Annotated in this window: 13 protein-coding genes; 9 read left to right on the top strand and 4 right to left on the bottom strand. The window is 61.2% G+C overall.

Going from position 1 to position 12,080, the window contains the following annotated elements; all coding sequences use genetic code 11:
• Nucleotides 1–5: 5 nt before the first annotated feature.
• Nucleotides 6–1,265 carry a TIGR02270 family protein gene (locus HU749_RS15700; RefSeq protein ID WP_079303385.1) on the top strand — a complete coding sequence of 420 codons (1,260 nt, stop codon included), beginning with the start codon at nt 6–8 and terminating at the stop codon, nt 1,263–1,265.
• Nucleotides 1,266–1,325: 60 nt separating this feature from the next.
• Nucleotides 1,326–2,105, top strand: a complete 780-nt coding sequence (locus HU749_RS15695; protein WP_186650154.1) for an SDR family NAD(P)-dependent oxidoreductase — start codon at nt 1,326–1,328, stop codon at nt 2,103–2,105.
• Nucleotides 2,106–2,142: 37 nt separating this feature from the next.
• Here HU749_RS15695 and HU749_RS15690 read toward each other — a convergent pair whose 3' ends face one another.
• The 3 genes from HU749_RS15690 to HU749_RS15680 form a co-directional block, all read right to left on the bottom strand.
• Entirely contained in the window at nt 2,143–2,940 is a 798-nt protein-coding gene (locus HU749_RS15690) for an amidohydrolase family protein (RefSeq protein WP_328589835.1), read from the bottom strand.
• A 258-nt stretch (nt 2,941–3,198) separates the two neighbouring features.
• Entirely contained in the window at nt 3,199–3,894 is a 696-nt protein-coding gene (locus tag HU749_RS15685; RefSeq protein ID WP_079303388.1) for a type 1 glutamine amidotransferase domain-containing protein, read from the bottom strand.
• A gap of 69 nt (nt 3,895–3,963) precedes the next feature.
• Nucleotides 3,964–4,263, bottom strand: a complete 300-nt coding sequence (locus HU749_RS15680; RefSeq protein ID WP_024617681.1) for a YciI family protein — start codon at nt 4,261–4,263, stop codon at nt 3,964–3,966.
• Nucleotides 4,264–4,437: 174 nt separating this feature from the next.
• Between HU749_RS15680 and HU749_RS15675 the strand changes: the two genes are divergently transcribed.
• From HU749_RS15675 to HU749_RS15660, 4 genes are all read left to right on the top strand, one after another.
• Nucleotides 4,438–5,343, top strand: a complete 906-nt coding sequence (locus HU749_RS15675; RefSeq protein ID WP_079303389.1) for a LysR family transcriptional regulator — start codon at nt 4,438–4,440, stop codon at nt 5,341–5,343.
• A gap of 78 nt (nt 5,344–5,421) precedes the next feature.
• Entirely contained in the window at nt 5,422–5,811 is a 390-nt protein-coding gene (locus tag HU749_RS15670; protein WP_079303390.1) for a putative quinol monooxygenase, read from the top strand.
• 183 nt (nt 5,812–5,994) lie between these two features.
• Nucleotides 5,995–6,927, top strand: coding sequence for an NAD(P)-dependent alcohol dehydrogenase (locus HU749_RS15665; protein ID WP_095974734.1), 933 nt, complete (start codon nt 5,995–5,997; stop codon nt 6,925–6,927).
• 3 nt (nt 6,928–6,930) lie between these two features.
• Nucleotides 6,931–7,632 (top strand): helix-turn-helix transcriptional regulator, encoded by a 702-nt coding sequence (locus HU749_RS15660; protein ID WP_216641522.1) that lies wholly within the window; start codon nt 6,931–6,933, stop codon nt 7,630–7,632.
• A gap of 53 nt (nt 7,633–7,685) precedes the next feature.
• Here the strand turns inward: HU749_RS15660 and HU749_RS15655 are convergent, their stop codons facing one another.
• Entirely contained in the window at nt 7,686–8,567 is an 882-nt protein-coding gene (locus tag HU749_RS15655) for a LysR family transcriptional regulator (protein ID WP_079303393.1), read from the bottom strand.
• Nucleotides 8,568–8,719: 152 nt separating this feature from the next.
• On the opposite strand from HU749_RS15655, the gene HU749_RS15650 reads away from it, so the two are divergent.
• The 3 genes from HU749_RS15650 to HU749_RS15640 all read left to right on the top strand — a co-directional run bounded on the left by HU749_RS15650 (nt 8,720) and on the right by HU749_RS15640 (nt 12,072).
• Nucleotides 8,720–9,928, top strand: coding sequence for an MFS transporter (locus HU749_RS15650; protein WP_186650152.1), 1,209 nt, complete (start codon nt 8,720–8,722; stop codon nt 9,926–9,928).
• 136 nt (nt 9,929–10,064) lie between these two features.
• Nucleotides 10,065–11,084, top strand: coding sequence for a LacI family DNA-binding transcriptional regulator (locus HU749_RS15645; protein ID WP_079303395.1), 1,020 nt, complete (start codon nt 10,065–10,067; stop codon nt 11,082–11,084).
• Complete coding sequence (locus tag HU749_RS15640) at nt 11,068–12,072, top strand: ABC transporter substrate-binding protein (RefSeq protein ID WP_186650150.1); 1,005 nt, start codon at nt 11,068–11,070, stop codon at nt 12,070–12,072. Before HU749_RS15645 ends, HU749_RS15640 begins: the two co-directional genes overlap by 17 nt.
• Nucleotides 12,073–12,080: the final 8 nt, after the last annotated feature.

The raw sequence follows: 12,080 nt of genomic DNA, 5'->3' as shown, positions 1-12,080 counted from the left end.
ACGTCATGGTCCCCATCTCATCAATGATCGAGCAACACGCCGAAGAAGCTTGCTTCCTCATCCTCCTGCACGATCACGCCGTGCGCGCGCCCCACTATGACCTTGACGACCTCAGCAAACTGGACGAACGCATCGACGCTCATCTCGATGGTCTGCGCATTGCTGGCTCAACAGGCCTGGAGACTCTGCTGACCCAGCTCGGCCCGCACACCGTCGGCGAGATGTTCGCCAGTGTGCTGCTGGCCTTCGAGGCGGCCAATGCGAAGGAGCTGTCGCTGCTCAGCGAGCACTTGAGAAGTGCCACGGAAACTGAACGAGGTTACCTGATGGCCCTGGGTTGGCTCGACTGGGAGCGGGTATCACCCTGGATCGAGCGCATGTTCGCCTCCCCTGAGCCGCTGTTCCACCGCCTCGGCCTGGCGGCCTGCGGCATGCATCGCCACGATCCCGGCCCTATCCTGCTGACCGAACTGTCCCACGCCGACCCCAGCGTGTTGGCGCGTGCCGCCCGTACGGCGGGTGAACTGCGCCGGCGTGACCTGCTGCCGACGATTCGTACCCATCGTCTGCATGAGAATGCGGCCACGCGCTTCTGGGCCAACTGGGCCACCGCACAGATGGGCGACGAGCAAGCCCTGGAGCCACTGCGACAATTCGCCGAGCAACCGGGCGAGTTCCAGTATCGCGCGCTCTGCGTATTGCTGGCTTGGCAAGAACGCGGGCCCAGCGTTGCCTGGATACGCCAGTTGGTACAGGATCCCAGGGATCGGCGCATCGGCATCCAGGCCCTTGGGCTGCTGGGCGATCCGGTCTGCGTACCGTGGTTGATCCAGCAGATGAGCGACCTGCCCTATGCCCGCGTCGCCGGTGAAGCCTTCAGCCTGATCACCGGCGCTGACCTGGCGCTACTCGACCTGGAATTGCAGGCCTTGCCGGATTTCGATGCGGGCCCGAACGATGACCCTGAAGACCCCAATGTCGCGATGGACCCCGATGAAAACCTGCCCTGGCCCGACCCGCAGGCAATCGATGGCTGGTGGCAAGCCAATGGCGGACACTTCCAGGTGGGTACGCGTTATATGCTGGGATTGGCCCATAGCGAACACAGTTTTCAGCAAGCTCTTGTCCGCGGCCAGCAACGCCAACGCATCGCCGCCGCCTGCGGCATCGCCCGCTATCGGCCAAACGAAGTGCTTTTCCCCACGAGCGCACCGGCTTGGCGGCAAAAGCGGTTGTTGGGGGTGACGGCGGTATTCGGGCGTTGATCAGGATGTTTATATAGCGCGCCGGCGCCTGGCAATCACTTACCCCCCTCTGGAGGCACCATGCCAAACGCAGTTGGACAGAACCCTGTGGCACTCATCAGTGGGGTCGGAAGCGAGATCGGAATCGGCATGGCGATCGCGCGCAGACTGGGTACTGCAGGTGCCAGACTGATCGTCACCGCCAGCAGTGCACGCATCAATGATCGAGTCGCAGAACTGCGCGCCGAAGGGTTCGAAGTCGAAGGTCGGGCCCTCGATCTTACCGATGAAAACCAGGTACGTGAGTTCATGGCGTGGGCGGAGTCCCTCTGGGGTCGGATCGATATTCTGGTCAACAACGCGGGCATGGCCATGCAAGGCAGCCCGGAGTTTTTTTCCGACTTGGCAAGCATGGATCTGCACACCTGGAACCTGACACTGGCGCGAAACCTGACCACGGCTTTTCTGCTGACACGGGCGGTTCTGCCCGGCATGCGGGCACGTCGTTACGGGCGCATCGTCAACATCAGTTCCACTACCGGCACCCGGTGCAGTAACCCCGGTGAAGCGGCTTACAGCGCCGCAAAGGCCGCGATGGTTGGAATGAGCATGAGCCTGGCGCTGGAAGTCGCCCAGCAAGGGATCACGGTAAACAGCGTCGCTCCCGGCTGGATCACTACCGGGTCGACCACTGCCGAGGAGTCCAAGGCGGCCGGTTACACGCCGATGGGCCGCGCCGGACGTCCAGAAGAGGTGGCGGCATTGGTGGCTTTCCTTGCGTCTTCAGAGGCGAGCTACCTCACGGGCGAAGTCATCGTGGTGGATGGCGGAAACTGCCTGGTCGAGAACAAGGCCCCTTGACCTGAACAGGCGCCCCAGGCATTTGCCACGATTCGCGTCATAGGCCCAGCAATCGCTCGGCGTTACCGTGGGCGATGAGCGCCTTGTCCGCTTCAGTGATGGGCAGGCTCTCGAGGAAAGCGCGGGCGCCATCCAGGCTCTGGTAGGGATAATCGATGGAATACAGGATACGCTCCGCGCCCATGAGCGCGTGAATGAACTGGAAATGCGGGAGCATGAGCATGCCACTGGGCGAAACGTAGACATGCTCGCGGTAAGTCTGACCGATGGGACGTTTCAGGCCGCTGGCATCCTGGGGAATAGCGTCCTCCAGGCGCTGCAGGAAAAACGGCACCATTTCGCCCCAGTGCCCACTGATGACTTGCAGATGGGGATACTGGTCGAACACGCCCGCGAGCAACATCCGCACGACTTGAATACCTGCCTCGTTGTGCCAACCCCAGGCAAACATCGAAAGACGTGCACTGAGTTCACGCTCGAACCCGCCGTAATACGCCGTTTGAACGGCAGGCAGCGGCAGCCCCGGATGGACGTACAACGCAACCTTCAACTCATTGAGGGCGGCAAGAATCGGGGCATAGCCTGCGTCGTCCAGGAACGTATCCCCCGGACGACCGTTGATCAGCGCGCCTTTGAGGCCCAGCTCCGTCACCGCCCTCTCCAGCTCACGCGCCGCCGCCTCGGGTGCCTGCCACGGGAGCGTGGCAAAACCGCTGAAACGATCGGGCTGAGCTTGCGCGGTCTCTGCCAGCTGGTCATTGGCAGCACGACACAGCTCAATGGCTTGCAAGGCGGGCAATAGCTGAGGAAACCCGCCATAGGAAAGCACTTGCATGCTGATTCCTGCTGCGTCCATATCGGCCAAGCGTGATGTGCCTGTTTCCAACGCCTTGCGAGCTGACTCGCTAGGCGCAACAACATGCGGCCGACTAAGGTCCGCTACCTGTACACCATCGATCACCCGACTGCCCCAGCCCGAAAGATAGGGCGCCTCGGCCTGCACGAGCGCCTGCGTGGCGACGCCCATGGCGGGGGCGAGTACATGCTCTTCAACACAGATCAGTTTCATATCGCGCGCCCTACTCATAAGTCATCACGCTAACAGCGCATCTCGCAGTGCCTCACCCAGGCTGGCGGCGGACTGCGGGTTTTGACCGGTGATGAGGCGACCGTCGACAACCACATTGTCGGCCCAGTTCGCCGCCTGCTGGTGATGTGCGCCACGGCTGTTGAGCGTCGACGCCAACAGGAATGGCACAACGTGGGTGGACTGCACTTCCTCTTCCTCGTTGTCAGTGAAAGCTGCGACCCGTTTACCGGCCACGAGCAGGCTGCCGTCGGCGCGACGTGCATTGACCAAGGCCGCCGGCCCATGACAGACCGCCGAAACGATGCCGCCGGCCGCATCGATTTCGCGGATCGCCGCTTGTACGGCAGGGTTATCAGGGAAGTCCCACATCGTGCCGTGACCACCGGCGAAGAAAATGGCCGAATAGCGTGATGGATCCACCTCGTTCATGGGCAAGGTGTGCTCAAGCGCATGCCGGAAATCCGCATCGGCCCAATAGTGGGCGATGACGGGATCACTCATATCCTCCAGCCCGTCCAAGGGCGCGGCACCGCCATTGATGGAGGCCAGTTCGACACGGATGCCCGCCTCCTGCAGTTTCTCCAATGGATGAGTGACCTCGGCCAGGTTGAAGCCGGTAGGGATCCCGGACGCGCCCTTCACCGCGTTGCTGGTAACGACGAAAAGGACCGGTTTGAGCTCAGCAGCTTGTTTGTTCATGGACTCGGGCTCTTGGTTGAGACGAAGAAGACAGGCGCGTTCATCACGATGCCAGCGCCGCAATAAGCGTCAGGCGTTACCAGGCGCGAAGAGCATTTCCCAGTTCATGAACGGCCCGAGCGGAATGATCTCCCAGTCGATGAGCCCCGCTTTGGCCAGGGGGAATTCGTTCAATGCCGCCCTGGCGGATTCCACGGTGTCGGCCTCGGCGATGATCGCGACACCTGGGCGATCCTGGCGAAAATAGAAGTCGCGCACGATGCCGCCCTTGTAGAGCTGCCAGGCATGTCGGGCTTCGTCGAACAGATGCGGCTGATATTTCTCAAGACTGGCGCCAGGTTGAGGAATGTCGAGACAAAGCAGTTTCATGGTTCGGCTCCTTGGTCGGGTGCAGGGCTTAGGCGCAGTGGAATAGACGCACTGGCTCCGCCTGGACACCAATATCAATGAACCTGTAGCTTATAGTGGAATAATAATCACCATTAACGATATTTTTTCTCCATAAAGTTGAATCAAGGGAACCAATCCAGGAGCCAGGGCCGTATGAGAGATCCATTGGACGGCGTAGCACTGTTCGTCGAAGTCGTTCACGCCGGCGGTTTTGCCCGCGCGGCTGAACAGTTGTCGTTGACGCGATCGGCGGTGGGCAAAGCGATTGGCCGGGTGGAGGAGCGGCTGGGCGTTCGCCTGTTCCATCGGACCACCCGGACCCAAAGCCTGACCGAGGCTGGCCAGGTGTATTACGAACATTGCCTGCGCGCCTTGGAAGAAGTCCGTTCGGCTCAGTCCCTGCTGGAATCGGGCCAGCAAGAAATCACGGGGCGCCTGCGCGTGACGATGCCGGTCCTCTTCGGCCAATACTGTGCCGGCCCGATCCTGCTGGAACAGGCCCGCCAACATCCCAAGTTGGAACTTGAATTGCACTTCAGCGACCAGTCCGTAGACCTGATCGCCGAAGGCTTCGATCTGGCGATTCGCTTTGGCCCCCTGGTGCAACTCAACGGTCTGCGCGCACAACGCCTGGCGGTCCAGCAAAAACTGCTCTGCGCATCACCAGGTTACCTGGCCAAAAACGGGCAGCCCCGCAGCCTGCCAGAATTGCTCGGCCACGACGCGGTGCTGTATCACCGGCGCGATTACACGCAGCCCTGGGCCGTTACGGATACCGATGGCCAACTCAAGACGGTGTCCCTTTCCCCGCGCATTCGTTTGAATGACCTTTCATTGATCGCCGATGCTGTCGAGGCTGACATGGGCATTGGCTGGCTGCCTTCGTGGCTGGTGCGTGATCGCTTGCGCTCGGGTGCTCTCGTTCAGCTCCTGGAAACGCATCCGCCCACCACGATGGATTGTCATGCCGTCTCACCCCAGATGCGGCAAATGCCCATGCGACTGCGGCACATCATCGATGTGCTGGCCAGCCGACTGCCAGACATCATGAAGCTGTGAGCCAGAGAAACCGTCGCCCACAGCGTGTCGCCCGTGGGTGAGTCATTGAATTCACCCAGCCCTTGCCAGGAGTTTGTCATGAACATTCGTCAGTGGTTTTCCAAGTGCGCGATGGTGCTTTGCCTGTTTGCATCCGGAGGGGCCAGCGCGCAGACATTCCCATCCACGGTGGTGGTGCGTGTCGCACAGCTCGAGATCGATCCGGAGCAACTGCAACGCTATACCCAGATCGTCAAGGAAGAGATGGAGATCTCCGCGCGCGTGGAGCCCGGGGTGATTGCCATCTATTCGGTGGCGGATAAAGACCACCCTCACTTGCTCCACTTCTTCGAAATCTACGCTGACGAGCAAGCCTACCTCTCCCACATCGGGTCAGCGCATTTCAAATGGTACGTAGAGCAAACCCAGTCGATGATCCTCTCCAGACGGTTGATCGAGACGACGCCGATCCAACTGAGTTCGAAGTGAAACCGGGACGATGCCTTCCCGTGCCAGGCAGGTGCCCTGCGGAAAAACAATGGTGACAAAAACTGACCCTGTCGATGGTTAGAGTGAAGTGATTGGTCGCAGGCATCAACGATGCGCTGGAAACAGCGCCCCTGCCCCCGGCCCTACTTCTATCTCATCAATCATCCAGAGTAAGCGTCAGCTATGAAGCGTATCCAGTATCAAAATTACGGCGGGCCGGATGTGATGAAACTCGAGTCATTCACGTTGGCTTCACCGGGCCCGCGCGAAGTTGCTGTAAAAGTCAGATTCGCCGCCATCAACCCGATCGACTGGAAGTTGCGCAGCGGCCAGATGAAGATCGTTACGGGTAGGTCCTTCCCTAGGGCCATGGGAATGGACTTCTCCGGCTCGGTCATTGCGGTGGGCAGCGACGTCACGCGTTTTAAGGTGGGCGATGCTGTGTTTGGTCTCGCCCGCTTCAAGGAAAGTGGCGCCCTGGCAGAAGCGGTGGTCACCCAGGAATCGCTGCTGTCCGGCAAACCCGACGACGTATCCTTCGAGCAAGCCGCCTGCCTCGGGACACCGGGGATGACCGCGTGGAACGGGTTGCGGGACAAGGCCAGGCTGAGCGCGGGCCAGCATGTCTTCATCAACGGTTGCAGTGGCGCAGTAGGTGAAGCCTGCGTGCAGATAGCCCGTATGATCGGGGCCAAGGTTAGCGGTTCTTGCAGTGAACAGACCCTGGAGCGAGCGCGACGGTTGGGGGTCGATACGGTTTATGACTATCAGAAGACCGACCTCTCCCACCTGCCTGAACGTTTCGATGTGGTGTATGACACGGCGGCCACAATGCCCCTGTCGCTCGGCTTCAGCCTGCTGCGCAAGGGTGGCGTACTGCTGGACCTGAATCCAAGCCCTGGCAAGTTCATTCGCGCACTCTTTGATAAACGCTTGAAACCCGTCATCTGTACGCCGCGCCCCGACGTTCTCGACACGCTCGCCCAAGCCGCCCAGAATGGCAGCTTCCGGCTTCCTGTAGCGGAGGTGGTGCCGCTCGGCGATGCGATCCAGCTTATCGCGGCCATCGAGGGCGGCAGGAAGCTCCGTGGCAAGGCCCTCGTGGCCATGGACTGAAGCGTGTCAAGAAGCCATAGATTATTCGACCTCATGCAAGTCCTTCGGCGCCACCGCGGGACGGTTTCCGGTATCACGCTGTCCCGTGAGCTGAATGTGTCGTTGCGTACGATCCGGCGAGACGTCATCACGCTGCAGTCGATGGGGGCGGACATCGTTGGCGAACCCGGCGTTGGCTACGTCCTGCGCCCGGGTTTTCTGTTGCCGCCGTTGAGTTTTACCGAGGAAGAGATCCAAGCGTTGATGGCCGGCGCACAGTGGGTCAGTCGCCAAACCGATGAAGGCCTGGCCCGCGCCGTTCAAAACGCCCTGGCAAAAATCGACAGTGTCCTGCCGCCGCACATGCGGCGAACATTGGACAACGACACGATCTATGTCAGTCGCAATCAAGGCGCGCCGGCTGCGTTGAATCTGGCGCAGGTCCGGCTGGCGCTTCGCGAACAGCGAAAAATGCGGATCGTCTACAAGGACGAGAATGGGGAGCAGACGCAGCGAACCTTCTGGCCGATCATGCTGGGGTTTGTCGAGTCGCAGCGCTATATCGCCGGCTGGTGTGAGCTGCGCGGCGACTATCGTCTATTCCGAACGGACCGGATCGTCGAGATGGGTTTGCTGGAAGACCGCTACGCCCGTCCCAGGCAACAGCTGGTCAAGGAGTGGCGCGCCCGGGAAGCGCACCCGTGCAAACAGAAAGACTGCAGCTAGGACCAGCGCATTTCCCTGTGGGAGCGAGCTTGCTCGCGATAGCGGTGGTTCAGTCACTTGAACAATTCACTGTTCATGAAATCAATGAACACCCGCAGTTTTGGCGCCAGGTGTTTGCTTGAAGGCCAGAGCATGCGGAAGGTGTTCTGATGCCGATTGAACTCGTCGAGGACGGTGACCAGTTCACCGCTGGCGATCGCCTCACGCACAGTGAAATCCGGCACGCAGGCAATCCCCAGCGCGTCATGCACCACGTGCAGCAATGCCTCGGTGGTGTTGCAGACCAGGGTGGCCGGCAGGTTGAGATCCGGCTCCCCGTCGCTGTTTACCGGCCAGACCTGCATCCTGCCAGTACTGGGAAACTTGTATAGCAGGCAGGCATGGCGCAGCAGATCCGCCGGCACCTGCGGCGTACCGTGTTCGGCGAAGTACTGGGGCGAACCGACCACAACCAGCTTGAACGTGCCCAACGGGCGGGACATCAGCCGGGAGTCGTTCGGTTCTCCGGTCCGAATGACGATATCGAAACCTTCCTCGATGATGTCCACCAGCCTGTCGGAGAAATCCAGGTCCAGTTCGATACTGGGATAGCGGCGCATGAAGGCGATCAGCGTCGGCATGACCAAATCGGCAACCAGGGGCAAACTCACGCGCAGTTTGCCCCGTGGTGCTTGGCGGGTTTCCGACAGTTCCAGTTCGGCCGCTTCGACTTCGCAGAGAATGCGCCGGCAACGCTCGAGGAAAAGCGTTCCTTCCGCTGTCAGCGTGATACTGCGCGTGCTGCGATGAAACAGCCGCACACCCAGCCGTTCCTCGAGCCGGGCGACGCTTTTGCCCACCGCCGAAGACGAAATGCCAAGCGCTCTGCCCGCCTCTGAAAAGCTGCGGGTTTCGGCCGCGCGAACAAAAAAACCAATCCCGCTCAGTGATTCCACGCCAGGCTCCAATTGCGGACATTTTTTCCGATGTGTTGCGCACTCTAGCATTCTTGTCTCGCCAAGGAGCGGCACCTACCGTAGTCGGCACTTATCAATCTGCGATTGACGCCGCCATCTGGCGGGTCAGAAGCGTTCCAAGCAGGTGACACATGACGATTGCCAATACCCATATCGACGCTGATGCCGAGGTCGTTCAAGACGCTGCGCCGCTCCCCATCGGATCACTGTTTGCCCTCGCGCTGGCGGCGTTCGTGACCATTCTCACCGAAGCCTTGCCCGCCGGCCTTCTCTCACAGATCAGCGAAGGGTTGGCTATTTCCGAAGCCCTCGCCGGCCAGTTGGTCACGGTCTACGCGATAGGTTCCTTGCTGGCGGCCATTCCCTTGACGGCCGCGACCCAAGGCATGCGGCGCCGGTCGCTCTTGCTGGTGGCCATTGCCGGTTTTGCCGTGGCCAATACCGTCACGACGCTTTCCACCCATTATGGTTTGACGATCGTCGCCCGCTTGCTGGGTGGCGTATCGGCCGGGCTGCTCTGGGCCTTGTTGGCCGGTTATGCCGCCCGCATGGTGCCCGAGAGCCAGAAAGGTCGGGCGATTGCAATCGCCATGGTGGGCGCACCCTTGGCGTTATCCCTGGGCGTACCAGCCGGCACCTTGCTCGGTAATTTGATCGGTTGGCGGATGAGCTTTGCCATCATGAGCGTGTTCGCCGTCGCCTTGATGGTCTGGGTGCGACTCAAGGTGCCTGACTTCCCAGGGCAAGCCACCAATAAGCGCCTTGCGTTGCGCCAGGTCTTCACCCTGCCGGGCGTTCGCTCGGTGTTGTTCGTGGTGTTGGCCTTTGTCCTGACGCACAACATTCTCTTTACCTATATCGCTCCGTTCCTGACGGGGGCGGGCCTGGGCGAGCGGATCGACCTGGTTCTGCTGGTCTTCGGGGTCGCATCGTTGCTGGGCATCTGGGTCGTCGGCGTGCTGATCGATCGCCATCTACGGGCATTGACCCTTGCCAGCACGGCGCTGTTCGCCACCTCGGCACTGACGCTAGGCGCCATGAGCGACAACCCTGCCGCGATCTACATCGCGGTAGCGGCCTGGGGAATCGCCTTTGGAGGGGCCGGGACGTTGTTCCAGACGGCAATCGCCAAGACGGCCGCAGAGGCAGCGGATCTCGCCCAGTCGATGTTGGTCACGGCCTGGAACGTCGCCATTGCCGGTGGCGGGATCGTGGGAGGCCTGCTGCTCGATCACCTGGGTGTCGTTGCCTTTGCGCCTGTGCTGGTCGCTCTCTTGCTGCTGACGTTGGCGGTGGTATGGTCCGCGAGGCAGTACGGGTTTACCGCAAGCCTGCGCTGAGTCTGCACATGCGCCCTGGATAGCCCTCAACGATAGATATCAGCCACTGACATCAAATTGTCATCACTGCGTCGCCAAAACGCCATAAGCCCTGAGTACTGTCCTCGCCAATGAGATCGATCTCAAGCGAGTGACAATGACTGATTTGAAAGAAGTGGCACGTTTGGCTGGGGTCTCGCGGGCAACCGCGGCCCGCACCTTTGCCTCCCCTGAAGTGGTGCGTCCGGCCACCCGCGAGCAGGTGTTCGCCGCTGCGCGCCAACTGGGTTTTCGGCCCAATCGTCTGGGCCGCCAACTGCGCCTGCAGGTGACCAAGCTGATCGGCGTGGTGGTCCCCAACCTGCTCAATCCCGTGTTCGCCGAACAATTCCAGGCCATGGAGCGCGCTGCGCGCTTGCGCGGCTACAACCTGCTCCTGGCGACGACCGACTACAGCAGCGAGCGCGAAAGCGTGGTGGTCGAGGAGCTGTTGCGCCAGCGCGTCGATGGCCTGGTCCTCACGGTGACCGACGCCGAGAGCAACCGCGTGCTGCAAAGCCTGGACAACGAGGACACGCCTTTTGTGCTGGCCTATCACCAGCCGGGCAATCCGGACTACAGCGCCGTGTCGGTGGACAACCGCGCCGGCATGGCCCTCGCCACGCGCTATCTGCTGGAAGCCGGGCATTGGCGCATTGGCATGGTTGCCGGCCCTGCCCTGCAATCGGACCGTGCTCGCCTGCGTTACGCCGGTTATTGCGACGCCATGCGTGAGGCCGGTCTCGACTGCCTGCCGGTGATTGAAATGCCGGCCCATACCCAAGCCGACTTCGCCGCCATCGAGCCACTGCTGCAAGGCCCGCAAGCCCTCAGTGCATTGGTTTGCTCCAACGATCTGTTGGCAATCAGCCTGATTGCACAACTGCGCCGCAACGGCTGGCACGTCCCCCAGCAGCTTTCGGTCATTGGCTTTGACGGCATCGCCCTCGGCACTCAGATGCACCCGACGCTGTGCAGCGTCGTCCAGCCCATCGAGGCCCTGGCCTGCACCGTGATCGACCAACTGCTGGCGCAGATCGGCGGCGCCACACCGGTTTCCCATTGCCTGCCCTGCCATATCCGGCCGGGCGAAAGTACTCAACCCTACGAGGAGACGCTTGATGATCCGCTTCAGTAAAACCCTGGCGACGTTGCTGCTTTGCGGCGTTGCCAGCCTGGCCCAGGCTGCCGAAACGGCGATTTGCTACAACTGCCCACCGGAATGGGCCGACTGGGGCACGCAGCTCAAGGCCATTGCCGATACCACGGGCGTGCAGGTCCCGCTGGACAACAAGAACTCCGGGCAGGCCTTGGCACAACTGGTGGCCGAGCAGGCCGCGCCAGTGGCGGATGTGGTGTATTACGGCGTGACCTTCGGTTTGCAGGCGCAAAAAGCCGGGGTGGTCGGCACCTATAAACCCAAGGGCTGGGAGCAGATCCAGGCCGGTTTGAAGGACCCGCAAGGACACTGGTTTGCCATTCACTCCGGCACCCTGGGCATCATGGTTAACGTCGATGCGCTGGGCGGCCTGCCCGTGCCGCAAAGCTGGGGTGATCTGCTCAAGCCTGAGTACAAAGGCATGGTCGGCTACCTTGATCCGTCCAGTGCGTTCGTCGGTTACGTTTCTGCGGTAGCGATCAACCAGGCCATGGGCGGCAGCCTCAATGACTTCACGCCAGCGATCGACTATTTCCAGAAACTGGCGAAAAACTCGCCCATCGTGCCCAAGCAGACGGCTTATGCGCGGGTGTTGTCCGGGGAGTTGCCGATCCTGGTCGATTACGATTTCAACGCCTACCGGGCGCGCTACAAGGACAAGGCCAACGTCGCTTTCGTGATTCCCAAGGAAGGCAGCATCAGCGTGCCTTACGTGATGAGCATCGTCGACAACGCGCCCCATCGGGCCAACGCCGAGAAGGTCCTGGATTTCGTCCTGTCCGAGCAAGGCCAGGCGCTCTGGGCCAAGGCGTACCTGCGGCCAGTGCGAGCGATGAAAATGCCTGCCGACATCGCCGCGCAGTTCCTGCCGGACAGCGATTACGCCCGGGCCGGCGTGGTCAACTACGAGCAGATGGCGGCGGCACAGGAAGCCTTTTCCGCGCGTTACCTGAAAGAGGTCAAGTAAGTGACCGC

It is taken from the genome of Pseudomonas ogarae (assembly GCF_014268695.2).
GTDB classification, from domain to species: domain Bacteria; phylum Pseudomonadota; class Gammaproteobacteria; order Pseudomonadales; family Pseudomonadaceae; genus Aquipseudomonas; species Aquipseudomonas kilonensis.
Note: the sequence above shows the minus strand (reverse complement) of the source record. Positions and strands in the feature narration are given on the sequence as shown.

Bases quoted from the DNA above. Each gene is read 5' to 3' on its own strand.
- HU749_RS15675 (WP_079303389.1), top strand. From the start codon at position 4,438: ATGAGAGATCCATTGGACGGCGTAGCACTGTTCGTCGAAGTCGTTCAC.
- HU749_RS15670 (WP_079303390.1), top strand. From the start codon at position 5,422: ATGAACATTCGTCAGTGGTTTTCCAAGTGCGCGATGGTGCTTTGCCTG.
- HU749_RS15690 (WP_328589835.1), bottom strand. From the start codon at position 2,940: ATGCAAGTGCTTTCCTATGGCGGGTTTCCTCAGCTATTGCCCGCCTTG.
- HU749_RS15695 (WP_186650154.1), top strand. From the start codon at position 1,326: ATGCCAAACGCAGTTGGACAGAACCCTGTGGCACTCATCAGTGGGGTC.
- HU749_RS15650 (WP_186650152.1), top strand. From the start codon at position 8,720: ATGACGATTGCCAATACCCATATCGACGCTGATGCCGAGGTCGTTCAA.
- HU749_RS15640 (WP_186650150.1), top strand. From the start codon at position 11,068: ATGATCCGCTTCAGTAAAACCCTGGCGACGTTGCTGCTTTGCGGCGTT.
- HU749_RS15665 (WP_095974734.1), top strand. From the start codon at position 5,995: ATGAAGCGTATCCAGTATCAAAATTACGGCGGGCCGGATGTGATGAAA.
- HU749_RS15645 (WP_079303395.1), top strand. From the start codon at position 10,065: ATGACTGATTTGAAAGAAGTGGCACGTTTGGCTGGGGTCTCGCGGGCA.
- HU749_RS15680 (WP_024617681.1), bottom strand. From the start codon at position 4,263: ATGAAACTGCTTTGTCTCGACATTCCTCAACCTGGCGCCAGTCTTGAG.
- HU749_RS15700 (WP_079303385.1), top strand. From the start codon at position 6: ATGGTCCCCATCTCATCAATGATCGAGCAACACGCCGAAGAAGCTTGC.
- HU749_RS15685 (WP_079303388.1), bottom strand. From the start codon at position 3,894: ATGAACAAACAAGCTGCTGAGCTCAAACCGGTCCTTTTCGTCGTTACC.